We start from the raw sequence: 19,636 nt of genomic DNA, 5'->3' as shown, positions 1-19,636 counted from the left end.
CCTCACTTGCTCCAGACAAATAAGGGGGCGCAAGGCCCCCCATCTGGATATCAGCTACTTCGCAAACGTTAAGCGATAGTACGTTTGATCTCGATGATTTCGAAGACTTCGATCACATCGCCAGTACGCACATCGTTGTAGTTCTTAACGCCGATACCACATTCCATGCCGTTACGAACTTCAGCAACGTCATCTTTGAAGCGACGCAGGGATTCCAGTTCGCCTTCGTAGATCACTACGTTTTCACGCAGTACACGGATTGGGTTGTTACGCTTGATCATACCCTCAGTCACCATACAACCTGCAATAGCGCCGAATTTCGGTGACTTGAACACGTCACGAACTTCAGCCAGGCCGATGATTTGCTGTTTGTATTCTGGCGCCAACATACCGCTCATCGCCTGTTTAACTTCGTCAATCAGGTTATAGATAACGGAATAGTAACGCAGATCCAAGCTTTCGCTTTCTACGACACGGCGGGCAGAAGCATCTGCACGGACGTTGAAGCCCAGGATGATCGCGTTGGAAGCAGCGGCCAGTGTTGCGTCAGTCTCGGTGATACCACCGACACCCATACCGACGATTTTAACTTTAACTTCGTCAGTAGACAGATTCTGCAATGCATCGGAAATCGCTTCGCAAGAGCCCTGAACGTCAGATTTCAGAACGATGTTCAGTTCAGAAACTTCGCCTTCAGTCATGTTCGCGAACATGTTTTCCAGTTTAGATTTCTGCTGACGAGCCAGTTTCACTTCGCGGAATTTACCCTGACGATACAGAGCAACTTCACGCGCTTTCTTCTCGTCACGAACAACAGTCACTTCATCACCCGCAGCCGGAACGCTGGACAGACCCAGAACTTCGACAGGAATAGAAGGACCCGCAGACGTAATGTCACGACCCATTTCGTCACGCATCGCACGGACACGGCCGTATTCGAAGCCACAAAGAATGATGTCGCCTTTGTTCAGAGTACCTTCCTGAACCAGAACGGTTGCAACCGGGCCACGACCTTTGTCCAGGAAGGACTCGATCACAACGCCGCTTGCCATGCCGGTGCGAACTGCTTTCAGTTCCAGAACTTCAGCTTGCAGCAAGATAGCTTGCAGCAAATCGTCGATACCGGTACCCACTTTCGCAGACACATGGATGAACTGAGATTCACCGCCCCACTCTTCTGGCATAACGCCATACTGAGAGAGTTCGGTACGAACGCGGTCCGGATCAGAGTCTGGCTTATCAATTTTGTTCACTGCAACCACGATTGGCACGCCAGCAGCTTTCGCATGCTGTACGGCTTCGATGGTTTGTGGCATTACGCCATCATCTGCAGAAACAACCAGTACAACGATATCCGTTGCCTGAGCACCACGAGCACGCATTGAAGTAAACGCGGCGTGTCCCGGAGTATCCAGGAAGGTGATCATGCCGTTTTCGGTTTCTACGTGGTAAGCACCGATATGCTGGGTAATACCACCGGCCTCGCCTGCTGCCACTTTCGTTGAACGAATGTAGTCAAGCAATGAGGTTTTACCGTGGTCAACGTGGCCCATGATGGTCACAACCGGAGCACGTGGCTCAGCGGCAGCAGAAGAAGCTGTATCACGATCGCTCATCAGCGCTTCTTCCAGCTCGTTCTCACGACGCAGGATAACTTTGTGGCCCATTTCTTCCGCAACCAGCTGAGCAGTTTCCTGATCAATAACCTGGTTGATAGTGGCCATGGCGCCCAGTTTCATCATGGTTTTGATGACCTGAGAACCTTTAACTGCCATTTTGTTTGCCAGCTCAGCAACAGTAATGGTTTCACCCACTACAACATCACGGTTAACGGCAACAACAGGCTTGTTAAAGCTCTGCTGTAAGGTACTTGGCTTACGCTTACCTTTACCGTTACGGCCAACAGCACGGGCTTCTTCGCGATCCGCTTTAGATTCGGACAGCTTGTTGCCTTTTTTCTGTTTGGTCGCTTTGCCACCGCGAGTACGGCTACGACGTTCGCCTTCAACTTTGGCGTCATTTTCGTCTTCAGCAGCACGAGCATGGGTAGAAGTGGTGACATGGTAGTCAGCAGATTCTGATTCGCTTGGTGCGGTAGCTTCAGTCCAGACACCAGAGTCAGCCATTTTACGGGCTTCTTCTGCGATGCGCTTGGCGTTTTCTTCAATCTTACGCTGGGCTTCTTCTTCCGTTTTGCGTTTCAGCTCTGCGGCTTCAGCTTCACGGCGTGCTTTCTCTGCCTGAGCTGGTTTAGTTACTTCATCGGTATTTTGGTTGGTCACTTTATCTTTTTCCGCTGCATCACGCTTAGCTTTATCAGCGGCCTCACGTTTAGCTTGCTCTTCGGCGGCGCGTTTGGCTTTTTCCTGAGCTTCGCGCTGGGCTTGCTCCGCTGCTGCACGCTGTGCCTGTTCTTCCGCGTCACGCTTCGCCTGCTCTTCCGCTTCGGCCTGGGCAACTTCTGCCTCGGTCATATCACGTTTAACATAAGTGCGTTTCTTGCGGACCTCGATTTGCACCGATTTACTCTTCCCGCCGGTGCTCGGAATATTCAGTGTACTACGCGTTTTGCGTTGTAACGTCAGTTTGTTTGTCGCACCGGCATTTCCGCCATTCAGGTGCGCCAATAAAGTCTCTTTTTCTTGCTGGGTCACAGAGTCAGTTTCGGACTTTGAGATCCCTGCATCAGCAAATTGCTGTACCAGGCGATCTACCGGAGTCTGAATCTCTGCCGCCAGCGCTTTTACAGTTACATCTGTCATGCTGTTCCTTCCTGCTACAGTTTATTACGCGTTGTCGCCAAACCAGCAGATATTGCGCGCGGCCATGATAAGTTCACCAGCCTGCTCGTCACTAAGACCTTCAATATCAGCCAGATCGTCGACACCCTGCTCGGCAAGATCTTCCAGCGTACAAACCCCTTGTGCAGCCAGTTTAAATGCCATGCTACGTTCCAGACCCGCCAGGTTAAGCAGATCGTCAGCAGGCTTTTTGTCACCGAGACTTTCTTCCTGAGCTAAAGCCAGTGTGGTCAGCGCTTCTTTTGCACGTTCGCGCAGCGCATCCACGGTGTCTTCATCCAGGCCGTCGATTTCAAGCAGCTCGTTGACTGGCACATAAGCCAGTTCTTCAAGCGTTGAGAAACCTTCTTCTACCAGAACCGTGGCGAAATCTTCATCGATGGCCAGGTATTTGGTGAAGGTATCAATCGCAGCGTGTGCCTCAGCCTGATGTTTGGCTTGCAGGTCGTCTGCTGTCATCACGTTCAGTTCCCACTTGTCATCACCACGATGCTGTTTCAACAATTGGGAGGCCAAACGCACGTTCTGGCCATTACGGCCAATCGCCTGTGCCAGATTGCTGGCTTCAACGGCGATATCCATGGTGCATTTATCTTCATCAACCACAATGGAAGCGACATCTGCCGGTGCCATTGCGTTGATAACGAATTGCGCAGGATTATCATCCCAAAGGATGATATCGATACGTTCACCGCCCAGTTCACTGGAAACAGCCTGAACGCGTGCACCACGCATGCCGACACAAGCACCGACCGGGTCGATACGTTTGTCGTTGGTTTTTACTGCAATTTTCGCACGGGAGCCAGGATCACGGGCTGCCGCTTTAATCTCAATCAGCTCTTCGCCAATTTCCGGCACTTCGATGCGGAACAGCTCAATCAGCATCTCGTTACGTGAACGGCTGACAAACAGCTGGGCACCGCGTGCTTCAGGGCGCACATCATACAGTACGCCACGAATACGGTCGCCGGAGCGGAAGTTTTCACGCGGAAGCATGTCTTCACGCAGAATAACGGCTTCAGCGTTGCTGCCTAAATCCAGAGCGATGCTGTCACGGTTAACTTTTTTAACCACGCCGGTGACGATCTCACCTTGCTGCTCACGGAATTGATCAACCACCATCGCGCGCTCTGCTTCACGTACTTTCTGTACGATAACTTGCTTGGCAGTTTGCGTGGTGATGCGGTCAAAAGTGACCGACTCGATTTGATCTTCAATATATCCGCCGAGGTCGATGGACGGATCTTCGTATTGTGCAGCTTCGAGGGTGATTTCGCGGGTCGGCTGAGTCACTTCGTTGACTGCCACCCAGCGACGGAAGGTATCGAAGTCACCTGTTTTGCGGTCAATGCTGACGCGGACTTCGATTTCCTGCTCGTATTTTTTCTTGGTCGCCGTTGATAATGCAATTTCCAGCGCTTCAAAAATCTTCTCGCGCGGGAGGGATTTTTCATTAGAAACTGCTTCTACAACAGCCAGAATCTCTTTGTTCATCCTAGTTGCCTCTTCCAAACTCTTTAAAAGTGGGGTACCAGGTTCGCTTTCTGGATGTTGCTCAGTGCGAACACTTCATCTTTCCCTTCCACTGTCACCGTGATCATTTCGCCTTCGACAGCCTTAATAATGCCCTGCCATTTGCGACGATTCTGCACTGCCATACGCAGAACAATGCTGACTTCGTCACCCAGGAAACGTTGATAATGTTCAGCGGTGAACATAGGACGATCAAGGCCTGGAGAGGAAACTTCCAGGTTGTAGGCGACGGTGACTGGATCTTCAACGTCCAGCACAGCGCTCACCTGGTGGCTGACATCAGCACAATCATCAACATTGATCCCGGCGTCACTATCAATATAGATGCGCAACGTCGATTGGCGAGCCCGAACGAACTCGATGCCCACCAGCTCAAAGCCAAGTGCCTCGACTGGTGCTGTAATCAGCTCTGTTAATTTTTGTTCTAATGTGGACAAGCCCACCCCCAAGACATAAAAAAAGGGCTAAATAGCCCAGTGATTCTGTTGCCAAATAACAAAAAACCCCGATAAATCGGGGCTTTATGCAACTGGACCCTATTCGCCGCATAGCGGCTTCGGTACAACTTTCGCGAAGTGTTATTTCAAATAGAAACTTTCAAATTGGAACTGCAGAACATCACAGGAAGACACTGAAAGTCTATTTGAAATAAACACTTAGGGAAAGTGGTTGCGGGGGCCGGATTTGAACCGACGACCTTCGGGTTATGAGCCCGACGAGCTACCAGGCTGCTCCACCCCGCGTCCGAAAACGTGGCAAATACTACGCCGATAATCGCTAAAAAGCAAATTATCACAAAGATTGGTACCGAGGACGGGACTTGAACCCGTAAGCCCATTCGGGCACTACCACCTCAAGGTAGCGTGTCTACCAATTCCACCACCTCGGCACTCTTTTTTTTCACAATCGCTTATACTGTCCAAGTACAAGCCACTGTTTAAAACTTTTCACTTCTTGCGATAAGAAGGTTACTGCTTAGTGAGGAACGTCACTGTTAGGCGCTGCTGGAGCTGCCGGCGCAGTAGTCTGCTCAGTTTTCGCTGGCTGACTCAGGTTTTCCCACTCACTACCTTTTTGGCTTTTATTGGTGCTCATGTTCCCGAGAATCAAACTAATGATAAAGAACAGTGCTGCCAAAATGCCGGTCATACGGGTCATGAAGTTACCGGAACCACTCGAACCGAACAATGTGCCAGAAGCACCTGCTCCGAAAGAGGCTCCCATATCAGCGCCTTTGCCTTGTTGCAGCATAACCAGAGCAACAAGCCCGATTGCTACGATAAGGAAAATCACCAGAAGAGCGTCGTACATAGTAGTACCTGTATCCTCGCGGGTTCACCGCATGCCAATTGCTTCTCACCATTTAGCAGGTCATTCAAGGACCCACTGAAGCGGGTGTGAATACTAACCAAAGCCGTATTGCCGTGCAAGGGCAATCTTCATCAAAATGTTCGTTTGCGGAAAAAAACGGCAAATTTGAAGCAAAGTGGCTGACAGGACGCTGTTCAGCCACGCATATCACGAAAATTCACCGTTTTTTATCAGGTTACGCTTTGACTGCTTTTACCGCATCGGCAATACGGTTAGCCAATTTTTCCACCAGTTCCGCGTCTTCGCCTTCTACCATCACACGCAGCAAAGGCTCGGTACCTGATTTACGTAACAGTACCCGGCCACGACCCGCTAACTGTTTTTCAACATCTGCAGTGACCTGCTTAACTTCGTCGGATTCCAGCGGATCATGTTCGCCAGCAAAACGGACGTTAATCAGGATTTGTGGCAGCAATTTCATACCGCTGCACAAATCATGCAGGCTCATGTGATTGCGAACCATGGCGGTAAGCACTTGCAAACCAGCCACGATACCGTCACCGGTGGTGGTTTTGTCCAGCAAGATAATGTGGCCGGAGTTCTCAGCACCAATACGCCAGCCTTTTTCCTGCATTTTTTCCAGCACGTAACGGTCGCCAACTTTCGCACGGGTAAATGGAATACCGAGCTGTTTTAATGCCAGTTCCAGGCCCATATTACTCATCAGGGTGCCGACGGCGCCGCCTTTCAGCTGGCCCTGACGCAAGCCTTCACGAGCAATGATGTAAAGGATCTGGTCACCATCGACTTTATTACCTTCATGGTCGACCATAATCAGACGATCGCCGTCGCCGTCAAAAGCCAGCCCGACATGGGCTTTTTCTGCCAGAACGCGTTGCTGTAACTGACGGACGTCGGTCGCACCGCACTCTTCGTTAATGTTCATCCCATCCGGGTCGCAGCCGATAGTAATCACTTTAGCGCCCAGTTCCCGCAGAACGCTTGGCGCAATGTGGTAAGTCGCGCCATTGGCACAATCCACAACGATTTTCAGTCCGTTCAGGCTCAGTTCGCTCGGGAACGTCCCTTTGCAGAATTCGATATAGCGGCCGGCAGCATCCACAATACGGCTGGCTTTACCCAACGCAGCGGATTCCACGCAAGTAAGAGGTTTTTCCAGCTCTGCTTCGATGGCTTCTTCCACTTCGTCCGGCAGCTTTGTGCCGTCAATAGTGAAGAATTTTATGCCGTTATCGTAGAACGGGTTATGCGATGCAGAAATCACAATCCCGGCTTCAGCACGGAATGTACGGGTCAGATACGCAACCGCGGGTGTTGGCATCGGGCCGGTAAAGGAAGCCGACAGCCCCGCAGCAGCCAGACCGGCTTCAAGTGCAGATTCCAGCATATAGCCGGAAATGCGGGTATCTTTGCCGATAATCACTTTACCCGAACCATGACGCGCTAATACTTTGCCTGCAGCCCAGCCCAGTTTGAGAACGAAATCAGGGGTGATCGGGCTGTCGCCTACTTTTCCACGTATGCCATCAGTACCAAAGTATTTACGGTTGCTCATAATTAATTTTTATCCCTTGCAGAAAGTGTCGCTTCCACGATACGCATCGCTTCGACTGTTTCTTTAACATCATGTACGCGAACTATCTGAGCTCCCTGCATGGCAGCAATCACAGCGCAGGCAACGCTGCCCGTCACGCGTTTCTCCGGTGACACATGCAGTAGCTGCCCTACCATAGATTTCCTCGACATCCCCACAAGAAGTGGTAACCCGAAGTGATGGAACTCAGCCAGTCTGGCGAGTAACTGGTAGTTATGCTCTAAATTTTTACCGAAACCGAAGCCCGGGTCGAGCAACAATTTGCTTTTCGGAATGCCGGCATTCACACAACGTGCAATTTGCTCTACAAAATACTGGTCTACCTGCGCAACGACGTTGTCGTAATGCGGGGCATGTTGCATCGTTTTCGGGTCACCTTGCATGTGCATCAGACAAACGGGCAAACCCGTTTCTGCCGCAGCCTGCAATGCCCCTGGCTCCTGAAGCGAGCGAATATCGTTAATCAGATGCATACCGGCATTTGACGCTTCACGGATAACAGAAGCCTTCGAAGTATCCACCGAGATCCAGACATCAAAACGTCGGGCGATGGCTTCTACGACCGGCACCACACGGGCCAGTTCTTCCTCTTCGCTGACTTCAGCAGCGCCCGGACGCGTTGATTCTCCACCGATATCAAGGATTGTCGCGCCGGCATCGACCATCGCCTGAGCGTGGCGAAGCGCAAGATCAAGCGTGTTGTGTCGTCCGCCATCAGAAAAGGAATCCGGGGTAACATTCAGGATCCCCATCACCTGGGGAAAAGTGAGATCCAGTATCGAGTCTCTGGCTGTGAGGTGCATAAATCATGTCCCTTCTGGTCATTCGTTGAGGCAGTTTCAAATTCCGACACAAAGAATGCACGCATAAAAAACCCCGGGCAAGCCCGGGGTTGAGTGTTATCTGCGTTATTTTCCAACCAGCTGCTTATTTGCCGCTGAATTGCTCAAACATCGTGTTGCCAGGATTTGGCGTGCGAGGTTCGTCAACTGGCGTTGGCGCTTTTGGAGCACCGCCGTCGTTAGAATTATTGTTGCCGTTTTTACCGTTAGCATCATCCCAGCCAGCAGGCGGGCGAACTTCCGTACGGTTCATCAGGTCATCAATTTGCGGCGCATCGATGGTTTCGTATTTCATCAGGGCATCTTTCATTGAATGAAGGATATCCATGTTTTCCATCAGCAACGTACGCGCACGAATATAGTTACGTTCAACCAGAGACTTCACTTCCTGATCGATGATGCGGGCAGTTTCATCAGACATATGTTTAGCTTTCGCAACTGAACGACCGAGGAAGACTTCGCCTTCTTCTTCCGCATACAGTAACGGACCTAATTTCTCTGAGAAGCCCCACTGCGTAACCATGTTACGGGCAATAGAGGTGGCAACCTTGATGTCGTTCGACGCACCGGTAGACACTTTTTCCACGCCGTAAATGATCTCTTCAGCAAGACGACCACCGTACAAGGTAGAAATCTGGCTTTCCAGTTTCTGACGGCTTGCACTGATCGCATCACCTTCAGGCAGGAAGAAGGTCACACCTAATGCACGGCCACGAGGAATAATGGTCACTTTATGCACCGGGTCATGTTCAGGAACCAGACGACCAATGATGGCGTGGCCTGCTTCATGATATGCAGTGGACTCTTTCTGCGATTCAGTCATCACCATGGAACGACGCTCAGCACCCATCATGATTTTGTCTTTGGCTTTTTCGAACTCAACCATCGACACCACACGTTTGTTACCACGTGCAGAGAACAGCGCAGCTTCGTTCACCAGGTTAGCCAGGTCAGCACCGGAGAAACCAGGGGTACCACGGGCAATCACAGACGCATCAACATCAGTTGCCAGCGGAACGCGACGCATGTGAACTTTCAGGATCTGTTCACGACCACGTACGTCTGGCAAGCCTACGACAACCTGACGGTCGAAACGACCCGGACGCAGCAATGCCGGGTCAAGAACGTCAGGACGGTTAGTTGCTGCAATTACGATGATACCTTCGTTACCTTCGAAGCCATCCATCTCAACCAACATCTGGTTCAGTGTCTGTTCACGTTCATCGTGACCGCCACCTAAACCTGCACCACGCTGACGGCCAACGGCGTCGATCTCATCGATAAAGATGATACATGGAGCGGCTTTCTTCGCCTGTTCGAACATGTCACGCACACGAGATGCACCGACACCCACGAACATTTCTACGAAATCAGAACCGGAAATCGTAAAGAATGGCACTTTGGCTTCGCCGGCAATGGCTTTCGCCAGCAAGGTTTTACCGGTACCCGGAGGACCAACCATCAGAACGCCTTTAGGAATCTTACCGCCCAGTTTCTGGAAACGGCTTGGCTCGCGCAGGTAATCTACCAGCTCGCTCACCTCTTCCTTCGCTTCGTCACAACCTGCAACGTCAGCAAACGTCGTTTTGATTTGGTCTTCCGTCAGCATGCGGGCTTTGCTTTTACCAAAGGACATTGCGCCTTTGCCACCGCCACCCTGCATCTGTCGCATAAAGAATATCCAGACGCCAATCAGAAGCAGCATCGGGAACCATGAAATGAAGATAGTCGCCAGGAAACTCTGCTGTTCAGGCGGTTCACCAACAACTTTCACGTTTTTGCTCAGCAGCGTATCCAGTAATTTAGGATCATTAACCGGAATATAGGTTGTGTATTTGCTGCTGTCTTTTTTGATAACGTCAATCGCACGTCCATTGATACGTACTTCACGGACCTGGTCTTGGGCCACTTCGGTTGTAAAGGTAGTGTAATCTACCTTACTGCCATTAGATTCGCTGGGACCAAAACTCTGAAATACAGACATCAATACAACTGCGATGACTAACCAGAGGATCAGGTTCTTCGCCATGTCACTCAAGGGATTAACCTCATATTACAACTGTGTTAACAAACAGCGTTAGGGAACTACAGTTTCCGCCCTGTCGCTACGATGTACACTTCTCGCGAACGTGCTCGGGAAGCGTCTGGCTTACGAATCTTCACCTTCGTAAACAGGGAGCGAATTTCCCGCAGGTATTCATCAAAGCCATCTCCCTGAAACACCTTCACCAGGAAACTTCCGCCTGGTGCTAATACATCCCGACACATATCCAATGCTAATTCAACCAGATACATCGATTTTGGAATATCGACTGCCGGAGTACCGCTCATATTAGGCGCCATGTCAGACATGACCACCTGAACTTTGCTTTCTCCCACGCGTTCGAGCAGCGCTTTGAGAACTAATTCATCACGAAAATCCCCCTGAAGGAAGTCGACTCCAACAATAGGATCCATAGGTAAAAGATCAAGAGCAATAATTCGCCCTTTGTTACCGATCTGCGAAGCCACATACTGTGACCAACCGCCAGGCGCTGCACCTAAGTCAACCACCGTCATACCTTGTTTAAACAGCTTATCGCTTTGCTGTATTTCATCAAGTTTAAACCAGGCACGGGAGCGCAGCCCTTTTTTCTGTGCTTGTAGCACATATTTATCGCTAAAGTGTTCCTGCAACCAGCGACTGGAACTTGCAGAACGCTTTTTATTAGACATTATTTAGTAACCATATAGTTTTCCAACCACCCTGAGTTAGAGCCTTTGGAACAAGCCGTTAGCATCATGGCGTCTATGGCTAAGTCAGTATAATTGGCCTCCCGAAGCAGTCCGGGTTGGTCATATACATGAGATGGCGGTAGAATGACCCGTTTTCAATCCCAACTTAAGCAAAAAAGACGATGAATCTTAACAATAAACAAAAACAGTACCTGAAAGGTCTGGCACATCCACTGAAACCGGTTGTTATGCTGGGCAACAACGGCCTGACAGAAGGTGTGTTAGCCGAAATCGAACAGGCACTGCAGCATCACGAACTGATCAAGGTAAAAGTCGCGGCAGAAGAACGTGAGACGAAGACCTTGATCGTAGACGCGATTGTGCGTGAAACCAAGGCGTGTAATGTGCAAGTCATCGGCAATATGCTGGTACTTTATCGCCCTTCCACCGAAGACCGCAAAATTATCTTACCGCGTTAATCCATTAAGGTTTAACGAAAAGCGCTGTAGATTTTCGGAAAGGTGCCACGAAATCACGTTCAGGGGAAGGTCTCAGCGGGCCTTTTTACTTTAGTTTTCAATTTACTGTGAAGCAATTCACTGCATGAATGTGAGAATTACAGGGCGAAACATCACGTTTCGCCCTTTTTAATGCAGATTTTAGAGGTATTCGACCTTCAATACTTCAAACTCAACATCACCGCCAGGTGTCTTGATGACAACGACATCATCCTGTTCTTTGCCGATTAAACCACGTGCAATCGGTGAGTTAACAGAAATGAGGTTCTGTTTAAAATCAGCTTCGTCATCGCCGACAATGCGGTATTTTTGCTCTTCCTCAGTATCCAGATTCAGCACGGTCACTGTGGCGCCAAAAATCACGCGGCCAGTAGCAGGCATTTTGGTCACATCGATAACCTGAGCATTCGACAGCTTGGCTTCGATTTCCTGGATACGGCCTTCACAAAAACCTTGCTGCTCACGCGCAGCATGGTATTCAGCATTCTCTTTCAAATCGCCGTGTTCACGTGCGGTCGCGATATCAGCAATGATTTTCGGGCGACGGACACCTTTCAGATGGTCCAGTTCTTCACGTAATCTTTCTGCGCCACGCAATGTCATCGGAATCGGTTTCATATATTTATTACCTCTAACTTGGTCCTTTCGGTAAACACCGTCCTGATTGAATCAGGTAAGAAATTAAGCCAGCGCTTCTGACCGACTCTCTGGCGAAAAACAAAAAAAACCTCACCCGGAGTTGCCACCAGGCCAGGATTCATTTTGCATTTTGATTCGTATTTTAACGTAGAGTTCCTTGAGGATCATCGTTTACTTTCAGCCACGTTGCGCCTTGGTTCGTAGCATCGTAGTATGGCACCACATTATCCCGCCGTTACCCAGAGCCTTTACTCAAAATAATGCGTTTTTTACGAATTGTCAGTGGATTAGCATGCGCGTTTGTACTGAATACAAATGCGGCTCAGATCGAAAATTACACAGAATATCTGCCTGACGGCACGAATCTGGCTGTGCTGGTACAGAAAATTGGCGCGCCTGCGCCGGCTATAGACTATCACGGTACTCAAATGGCGCTACCCGCCAGTACCATGAAGATTCTGACCGCGCTGGCGGCTTTGCTGCAGCTTGGGCCTGATTTTCGTTTCACCACCACACTTGAAACACCAGGTTCGGTTTCTGATGGCGTATTAAAAGGTGATTTGGTCGCTCGTTTTTCCGGCGATCCGACATTAAAACGTCAGAATATTCGGAATATGGTCGCTGTGTTGAAAAAACAGGGCGTCAAAGAAATTACCGGCGATGTGGTGATCAACACTTCAGTTTTTGCCAGCCATGATAAAGCGCCCGGATGGCCGTGGAACGACATCACCCAATGCTTTAGCGCACCACCGGCAGCCGCTATTGTCGACAGAAACTGTTTCTCAGTCTCACTGTACAGTGCCCCGAAACCTGACGAAAACGCGTTTATCCGCGTAGCATCTTACTATCCTGTGCATATGTTCAGCGAAGTGCGCACTCTGGCGAAAGGGTCTCCGGATGCACAATATTGTGAGCTGGACGTCGTGCCTGGTGAATTCAACCGCTACACCCTCACCGGCTGTCTGACCCAACGCAGCGAGCCTTTGCCGCTGGCGTTCGCTATTCAGGATGGCGCGAGCTATGCCGGTGCGATTTTAAAAGATGAGCTGTTGCAGGCTGATATTCAGATTGATGGCACGCTGAAGCGTCAGACTCAACCAACACCAGCGGGCACCGTTCTGGCACAAACCCAGTCGGCGCCGTTGCATGATCTGTTGCATCAGATGCTCAAGAAATCAGACAACATGATCGCCGATACGGTATTTCGGACAATTGGCCATCAGCGTTTTGGCGTGCCGGGAACGTGGCGTGCCGGTTCAGATGCTGTCCGTCAGATTTTGCGTCAGAAAGCAGGCGTAGATTTAGGTAACTCTATTCAGGTTGATGGTTCCGGTCTTTCCCGCCATGACTTGTTGTCACCGGCCACTATGATGCAGGTACTGCAATACATCGCGCAGCATGATAAAGAGTTAGACTTTATCTCAATGCTGCCATTGGCGGGTCATGACGGAACCTTGCAATATCGCGGCGGTCTGCATGAAGCAGGCGTTGACGGCAAAGTGTCGGCGAAAACCGGCTCACTGTCTGGTGTGTACAACCTTGCAGGCTTTATTACGACAGCCAGCGGACAGCGCATGGCCTTCGTCCAGTTCCTTTCAGGGTATGCGGTTCCGCCTGAAGATCAACGCACGCGACGGGCTCCGCTGGTGCGCTTTGAAAGCCGTCTCTACAAGGATATCTACCAAAATAATTAACCACGGAGAAGTGCCAGAAGATGAAACTACTGATCGTTGAAGATGATGAACTCTTACGGCAGGGGTTGATGCTGGCACTTACCAGTGAAAATTATGCCTGCGATTGCGCTTCAACGGCGGCCGAGGCGCACAGCCTGATTCAAACCAGCCAGTACAGTCTGGTGATCCTGGATTTAGGCTTGCCAGACAAAGACGGGGCAACGTTGCTGCGCGAGTGGCGACGCCAGAATATCGCTCTCCCCGTTCTTATCCTTACCGCCCGGGATGCGTTAGAAGACCGCGTCGATGGTCTTGATGCCGGCGCTGATGATTACCTGATCAAACCTTTTGCACTGGTCGAATTACAGGCCCGCGTGAGGGCGCTTATCCGCCGTTATCAGGGACAAAGCGACAATCAAATTTCAGTGGGTAATCTGAAAATCAATTTGTCCTCGCAACAGGCTTATCTCGACAACAATCCGGTGGAAGTCACTCCCAAAGAGTTCGCGATTTTGTCGCGCCTGATGATGCGTGCGGGGCAAACCGTGAACAGGGAATTACTTCAGCAGGATCTCTACACCTGGCAGGATGATCTGGGTTCCAACACGCTCGAAGTCCATGTTCATAATCTGCGTCGTAAGCTCGGTAAAGAAGTCATCCGCACCGTACGTGGCATTGGCTACCGGCTGGAAATCCTGCAATGACCAGTATGCGTCGCCGCCTGCTGGTTATGCTGGCATTGATTTTATTCGTCACTCAGCTCACCAGTGTTTTCTGGCTCTGGCATGAAAGTCAGGAACAGATTAATTTACTGGTTAATGACACGCTTTCTGCAAAAGTACGGAACGCGCATGTTGAGAGGGAAATCGCAGAAGCGATTGCTTCGCTCATTGCGCCTTCGCTGCTGATGATGAGTATTACACTGGTTCTGTCCTTTTGGGCGATCAGCTGGATTATCCGCCCCCTCAATCAGTTGCAGAAACGTCTTGAAACCCGCTCTGCTGATAACCTTTCGCCCCTGCCCCTTAACAGCGAAATCAGGGAAGTTGTTGCCGTCACCAATGCGCTGAACCAGCTATTTTCCCGTCTCTCCAGCACTATTCAGCAGGAACGATTATTCACTGCCGATGCGGCGCATGAGCTACGCACCCCTCTTGCTGGCGTACGCTTGCACCTGGAAATCATGCAGAAAAATGGCGTGGAAGGCAGTGATACGTTGATAAGTCGTATCGACCTGCTGATGCACACCATAGAGCAATTGCTCATGCTGGCCCGCGCCGGGCAAAATTTCGCCAAAGGCGAATACCAGCAAGTTGATCTGATCAGTAACGTCATGATGCCACTCGAAGAAGAGTTACGCGAAATGCTTGATGAACGCGGACAGAAGCTGAAAATACACTTACCGCCGCTTGCTGAAATTCAGGGAGATGCCGTGCTGCTGCGGTTGATGGTGAGGAATCTGGTCGAGAACGCCTACCGTTACAGTCCGGAAAATAGCGACATCACAATTACGATTGCGCCAAAAGATAACGGCTTCCTGATACAGATAGATGATGCGGGCCCGGGCATTGATGAGACCAAAGCCAGCGAGCTGACACAGGCGTTTAAACGCAGCGATCAGCGGTATGGCGGCAGCGGCCTGGGATTAAATATTGTGGTGCGAATAGCGCACCTGCATGCCGGTACGCTGACATTGCTAAACCGCACTGGCAACACTGGCCTCAGCGCACAATGCTGGTTACCGGATGTCGCATTACAAAGTTCTCTGACACTTTCACCAGACGCCCGCTAATACGCGCTCTGATTAACACGCGATTAAAAAGAAAGGCTGCCAATGGCAGCCTTTCTTTCAGAGATATGTCGCTAATACACGGGAATTAACGTTCGTAAATGATTTCTACGCCTTCGTCGTCATCTTCATCCCAGTCATCATCCCAGTCGTCGTCAGCTTCAGCTTCCACTTCAGCCAGTTGTTCACGATGATAGTCGTCCCACATGAACTCAACTTTCTCTGGCGCAGCTTCTTCGATTGCCATGTGCTTAGGATTTTCATTGATGAATTTCATCACGTCCCAGCACAACGCATTCACGCCTTCGCGGTTTGCGGCGGAAATCAGATAGTAATTACCTTCCCAACCCAAAGCATCGGCGATTACTTTTGCACGTGCTTCCGCTTCTTCTTTTTCGATCAGGTCAACTTTGTTGAATACTAACCAGCGCGGCTTTTCAGCCAGCTTGGCATTGTATTGCTTCAACTCATTGATGATGACTTTCGCATTTTCGATCGGATCAGATTCATCAATCGGCGCGATGTCGATCAGATGCAAAAGAACACGGCAACGCTCGAGGTGCTTCAGGAAGCGAATACCCAGACCTGCGCCTTCAGATGCCCCTTCAATCAGACCCGGGATATCTGCAACCACAAAGCTCTGCTCATGATCCATACGGACAACGCCCAGGCTCGGAACCAGCGTGGTAAACGGATAATCAGCAACTTTAGGTTTCGCCGCAGACACTGAACGGATAAATGTAGATTTACCCGCATTTGGCAGACCCAGCATACCAACATCAGCCAGAAGCATCAGTTCGAGTGCGATATCGCGCTCTTCACCTTTAGTGCCCATGGTTTTCTGACGCGGTGAACGGTTCACGGAAGATTTAAAGCGGGTGTTACCCAGCCCGTGGAAACCGCCTTTCGCGACCATATTAATCTGACCATTTTTGGTCATGTCGGCCAGGACTTCACCCGTGCTTTGGTCGAGAACGCGCGTTCCGACAGGCACTTTAATGGTGATATCTTTACCGCGCTTACCGGTACAGTCGCTGCTCTGACCGTTAGTACCGCGCTCAGCACGATAAGATTTCACAAAGCGGAAATCGATCAGCGTATTGAGGTTCTCATCAGCAACCAGGTAAACATCGCCGCCATCACCACCGTCGCCGCCGTCAGGGCCGCCACGTGGAATGTATTTTTCGCGGCGGAAGCTGACGCACCCGTTACCGCCATCACCGGCCACAACCAGAATCGTGGCTTCATCAACAAACTTCATTTGTACCGTCTCCGTAAATCATTCGCCGGGCAGCTAAAGTTTAGCTACCAGGTTTTGCTCTGTCCGACGTGGCCACCAACGATGGCCAATTGCGGAAAACATTGCACCCGCCACCACCACAAATGCCCCAAGATAACCAATGAAATTAAGCACTGGTGCAGCAAAAAAGTCAGGCCAGGCAAGTGCCAATAAATCTGAAAATAGCAGGGTAAACAGCGGGGTCAGTGTCACAAGAGCACTGACCTGAGCTGCCTGCCATCTCGCCATCGCTTCCGCTAAGGCGCCATATCCTACTAAGGTATTCGCGCCGCAAAACAACAGACAGGCAAACTGCCAGCCGCTGAGCTGTGAAAGCACCGCCGGGCTGGCCAGCGGGAGCAATGCGATAGAACATAAAGTGTACAGCAAAAACAGAATTTGCGGTGAAGCCAGTTGACGCAGCAATACCTTTTGCGCCACGCCGTATATCACCCAAACCATTGCTGCCCCGACGCCAAAAATTACACCCAGGGTGTAATCCGTCAGACGGGTAAAAATCTCAATCAGGCTGGTATTAAAAAATAATATCAGCCCGAAGATTAACATACTGGCGCCAATGACCTGCGTAACACGCATCCTTTCTTTCAGGATGATCACGCTGGCCACCATCATACCGACAGGAGAAAGCTGACCGATTACCTGCGAGGCCGTCGGGCTGAGAAATTGCAGGGACGAACTAAAAAGGACAAAGTTCCCCAGCAATCCGCAGGTGGCAATCAGGACTAAAACCAGCCAGCGTGGCCGGCTAAAAATCGCTTTCGGCGGCAATCTGCGTCTGGCAGCAAGAATACAACCCAACACAATGGCAGCCATCGAAAACCGATACCAGACTACTGTGAAGGGATCCATCACCACTAAAACCTGCTTCAGAGCGATGGGCAAAGATCCCCAACTCATAGCAGTGATCAGCGCCAACATAATCCCAACAGGAGCCTGCGATTTCGTGTCCATATCCCGCCAGAATGGGCTAACCAGAATGTAAAAAGCCCCGCAACGAATTGCGGGGCTTACATCTATTTACTAAGACGCGAAAAACTTATTCAGCTTCGATGCTGATGTACTTACGGTTTTTCGGGCCTTTAACTTCGAACTTGACTTTACCGTCAGCCAAAGCAAACAGAGTGTGGTCCTTGCCGCAACCCACGTTGATACCAGCGTGGAATTTGGTGCCGCGCTGACGAACGATGATGCTGCCTGCCAGTACTGCTTCGCCGCCAAAGCGTTTTACGCCCAGACGTTTAGCTTCTGAATCGCGACCGTTACGTGTGGAGCCGCCAGCCTTTTTGTGTGCCATTGTTCCGCTCTCCTAATCTTAAGCGCTGATGCCGGTGATTTTAACGTCAGTGAACCACTGACGGTGGCCCTGCTGCTTACGATAGTGTTTACGACGACGAAACTTAACGATTTTGACCTTTTCGCCACGACCGTGAGCAACGACTTCAGCTTTAATTACACCGCCAGCAACTAAAGGCAGGCCGATGTTGATTTCTTCACCGTTTGCAATCATCAGAACCTGATCGAATTCGATAGCTTCGCCAGTTGCAACGTCCAGCTTCTCCAGACGAATAGTCTGGCCTTCGCTGACACGGTGTTGTTTACCACCACTTTGGAAAACCGCGTACATATAAAACTCCGCTTTCCGCGCACTCAACTTTGTATAGTCCAGAGGGCGCTATAAATATTCACAATAGGGCGCGAATTCTACGCAAAAAATCAGCATAAGACAAGAGCACAATGCCTACAAAAGAAGAAAAAAAGCGCAGTTCTTTCGATAGCATTTATCTACACTGTTTTTCAAGTACAATCCCCTTTACAGTTAGCGCCATGTGCCAATGTGAGCCAGATCTCATTGCGGTGAAGAGAACAACAGCCGAAAAAACACAATGAACCTAGAACAGATTATTGATCTTACCCAGGACGACATGGCTGCAGTCAACGCATCCATCCTTGAACAGTTGAATTCAGAGGTTTCTCTCATCAATCAACTGGGATATTACATCATCAGTGGCGGCGGCAAACGTATCCGCCCGATGATAGCAGTACTGGCAGCCAAAGCACTATCCTATGAGGGCGACAAACACGTAAAAGTCGCCGCTCTGATTGAGTTTATCCACACAGCCACGCTGTTGCATGACGACGTCGTTGATGAGTCTGATATGCGTCGAGGTAAAGCGACGGCTAATGCCGCATTTGGTAACGCAGCCAGCGTGCTTGTCGGTGATTTTATCTACACCCGGGCATTTCAAATGATGACTGATCTGGAATCGCTCCCTGTTCTTGCGCTGATGGCAAAAGCCGTGAATGTGATTGCAGAAGGTGAAGTTCAGCAATTGATCAACTGCAATGATCCCGACATCACTGAAGAAAGCTATATGCAGGTTATCTACAGCAAAACTGCGCGCCTGTTTGAAGCGGCATCTCAATCCTCTGCCATGCTGGCTGGCGGGAATGATGAGCAGATTAAAGCGTTGCAGGATTACGGCCGTTATCTCGGTACTGCATTCCAGCTGATTGACGATTTGCTCGATTATGATGCTGACGGTGAAACACTGGGCAAAAACACCGGTGATGATCTCGATGAAGGGAAACCGACGTTGCCGCTTCTGCATGCCATGAAGCACGGCAATGCGGAACAATCGGCCATGATTCGAAAAGCTATCGAAGAAGGCAACGGACGTCATTTACTGGAACCTGTTCTTGCCGCGATGCATCAATGGGGCTCACTGACGTATACCCGTCAGCGTGCTGAAGAAGAAGCCGATAAAGCCATTCAGGCACTGCAGGTTCTTCCTGAGTCTGAATATCGGGCCGCGCTCGAAGGTCTGGCTCATATGTCTGTAAAACGCGATTTCTGAACATACTCCGTCGTACCCGCCAGCAGGCAGGTACGACGGTCTTGT

The 19,636-nt window shown here is 50.3% G+C and carries 18 protein-coding genes and 2 tRNA genes; 5 read left to right on the top strand and 15 right to left on the bottom strand.

The window, feature by feature from the left end:
* Nucleotides 1-68: 68 nt before the first annotated feature.
* The 10 genes from infB to rlmE all read right to left on the bottom strand — a co-directional run bounded on the left by infB (nucleotide 69) and on the right by rlmE (nucleotide 10,817).
* Nucleotides 69-2,762: a translation initiation factor IF-2 gene (infB, locus tag EC840_RS13600; RefSeq protein WP_112286789.1), complete on the bottom strand. Its 2,694-nt coding sequence runs from the start codon at nucleotides 2,760-2,762 to the stop codon at nucleotides 69-71.
* Nucleotides 2,763-2,786: 24 nt separating this feature from the next.
* Nucleotides 2,787-4,295, bottom strand: a complete 1,509-nt coding sequence (gene nusA / locus EC840_RS13595) for a transcription termination factor NusA (RefSeq protein WP_112286790.1) — start codon at nucleotides 4,293-4,295, stop codon at nucleotides 2,787-2,789.
* Nucleotides 4,296-4,318: 23 nt separating this feature from the next.
* Entirely contained in the window at nucleotides 4,319-4,771 is a 453-nt protein-coding gene (gene rimP, locus EC840_RS13590) for a ribosome maturation factor RimP (RefSeq protein ID WP_147243271.1), read from the bottom strand.
* Nucleotides 4,772-5,000: 229 nt separating this feature from the next.
* Nucleotides 5,001-5,077, bottom strand: a tRNA-Met gene (locus EC840_RS13585).
* 59 nt (nucleotides 5,078-5,136) lie between these two features.
* Nucleotides 5,137-5,223, bottom strand: a tRNA-Leu gene (locus tag EC840_RS13580).
* 86 nt (nucleotides 5,224-5,309) lie between these two features.
* Entirely contained in the window at nucleotides 5,310-5,645 is a 336-nt protein-coding gene (gene secG / locus EC840_RS13575; protein ID WP_113877110.1) for a preprotein translocase subunit SecG, read from the bottom strand.
* A gap of 235 nt (nucleotides 5,646-5,880) precedes the next feature.
* The gene (gene glmM, locus EC840_RS13570) at nucleotides 5,881-7,221 is read right to left on the bottom strand and encodes a phosphoglucosamine mutase (RefSeq protein ID WP_112286793.1); all 1,341 of its coding nucleotides are present in this window, start codon (nucleotides 7,219-7,221) and stop codon (nucleotides 5,881-5,883) included.
* Between the two features lie 2 nt (nucleotides 7,222-7,223).
* The gene (gene folP, locus EC840_RS13565; RefSeq protein WP_112286794.1) at nucleotides 7,224-8,063 is read right to left on the bottom strand and encodes a dihydropteroate synthase; all 840 of its coding nucleotides are present in this window, start codon (nucleotides 8,061-8,063) and stop codon (nucleotides 7,224-7,226) included.
* A 124-nt stretch (nucleotides 8,064-8,187) separates the two neighbouring features.
* Complete coding sequence (gene ftsH, locus EC840_RS13560; RefSeq protein WP_112286795.1) at nucleotides 8,188-10,131, bottom strand: ATP-dependent zinc metalloprotease FtsH; 1,944 nt, start codon at nucleotides 10,129-10,131, stop codon at nucleotides 8,188-8,190.
* A gap of 56 nt (nucleotides 10,132-10,187) precedes the next feature.
* A complete protein-coding gene (rlmE, locus tag EC840_RS13555) occupies nucleotides 10,188-10,817 on the bottom strand; it encodes a 23S rRNA (uridine(2552)-2'-O)-methyltransferase RlmE (protein WP_112286796.1) in 630 nt (209 codons plus the stop codon).
* Nucleotides 10,818-10,999: 182 nt separating this feature from the next.
* On the opposite strand from rlmE, the gene yhbY reads away from it, so the two are divergent.
* On the top strand, nucleotides 11,000-11,296 hold the full coding sequence (gene yhbY / locus EC840_RS13550) for a ribosome assembly RNA-binding protein YhbY (protein ID WP_095923662.1): 297 nt from the start codon (nucleotides 11,000-11,002) through the stop codon (nucleotides 11,294-11,296).
* A 180-nt stretch (nucleotides 11,297-11,476) separates the two neighbouring features.
* Here the strand turns inward: yhbY and greA are convergent, their stop codons facing one another.
* Complete coding sequence (gene greA, locus EC840_RS13545) at nucleotides 11,477-11,953, bottom strand: transcription elongation factor GreA (RefSeq protein WP_112286797.1); 477 nt, start codon at nucleotides 11,951-11,953, stop codon at nucleotides 11,477-11,479.
* A 281-nt stretch (nucleotides 11,954-12,234) separates the two neighbouring features.
* On the opposite strand from greA, the gene dacB reads away from it, so the two are divergent.
* The 3 genes from dacB to pmrB are packed head-to-tail and all read left to right on the top strand — an operon-like array spanning nucleotide 12,235 to nucleotide 15,439.
* Complete coding sequence (gene dacB / locus EC840_RS13540; protein WP_113877108.1) at nucleotides 12,235-13,668, top strand: serine-type D-Ala-D-Ala carboxypeptidase; 1,434 nt, start codon at nucleotides 12,235-12,237, stop codon at nucleotides 13,666-13,668.
* A gap of 20 nt (nucleotides 13,669-13,688) precedes the next feature.
* The gene (gene pmrA / locus EC840_RS13535) at nucleotides 13,689-14,351 is read left to right on the top strand and encodes a two-component system response regulator PmrA (RefSeq protein ID WP_113877107.1); all 663 of its coding nucleotides are present in this window, start codon (nucleotides 13,689-13,691) and stop codon (nucleotides 14,349-14,351) included.
* On the top strand, nucleotides 14,348-15,439 hold the full coding sequence (pmrB, locus tag EC840_RS13530; RefSeq protein WP_132965722.1) for a two-component system sensor histidine kinase PmrB: 1,092 nt from the start codon (nucleotides 14,348-14,350) through the stop codon (nucleotides 15,437-15,439). The genes pmrA and pmrB overlap by 4 nt, the downstream gene beginning before the upstream one ends.
* An 85-nt stretch (nucleotides 15,440-15,524) precedes the next feature.
* On the opposite strand, the gene cgtA is transcribed toward pmrB, so the two are convergent.
* The 4 genes from cgtA to rplU all read right to left on the bottom strand — a co-directional run bounded on the left by cgtA (nucleotide 15,525) and on the right by rplU (nucleotide 18,360).
* Entirely contained in the window at nucleotides 15,525-16,697 is a 1,173-nt protein-coding gene (gene cgtA / locus EC840_RS13525) for an Obg family GTPase CgtA (protein WP_129639330.1), read from the bottom strand.
* Between the two features lie 33 nt (nucleotides 16,698-16,730).
* Complete coding sequence (locus EC840_RS13520; RefSeq protein WP_132965720.1) at nucleotides 16,731-17,687, bottom strand: DMT family transporter; 957 nt, start codon at nucleotides 17,685-17,687, stop codon at nucleotides 16,731-16,733.
* An 85-nt stretch (nucleotides 17,688-17,772) separates the two neighbouring features.
* Nucleotides 17,773-18,030, bottom strand: a complete 258-nt coding sequence (rpmA, locus tag EC840_RS13515) for a 50S ribosomal protein L27 (RefSeq protein WP_013573805.1) — start codon at nucleotides 18,028-18,030, stop codon at nucleotides 17,773-17,775.
* Nucleotides 18,031-18,048: 18 nt separating this feature from the next.
* Nucleotides 18,049-18,360 carry a 50S ribosomal protein L21 gene (gene rplU / locus EC840_RS13510; RefSeq protein ID WP_013573804.1) on the bottom strand — a complete coding sequence of 104 codons (312 nt, stop codon included), beginning with the start codon at nucleotides 18,358-18,360 and terminating at the stop codon, nucleotides 18,049-18,051.
* A 259-nt stretch (nucleotides 18,361-18,619) separates the two neighbouring features.
* Here rplU and ispB point away from each other — a divergent pair, with 259 nt between their 5' ends.
* The gene (ispB, locus tag EC840_RS13505; protein ID WP_112286803.1) at nucleotides 18,620-19,591 is read left to right on the top strand and encodes an octaprenyl diphosphate synthase; all 972 of its coding nucleotides are present in this window, start codon (nucleotides 18,620-18,622) and stop codon (nucleotides 19,589-19,591) included.
* Nucleotides 19,592-19,636 lie beyond the last annotated feature (45 nt).

The organism is Rahnella sp. JUb53 (assembly GCF_004346065.1).
GTDB classification, from domain to species: domain Bacteria; phylum Pseudomonadota; class Gammaproteobacteria; order Enterobacterales; family Enterobacteriaceae; genus Rahnella; species Rahnella variigena.
This window is presented reverse-complemented; position numbering and strand designations above follow the sequence as displayed.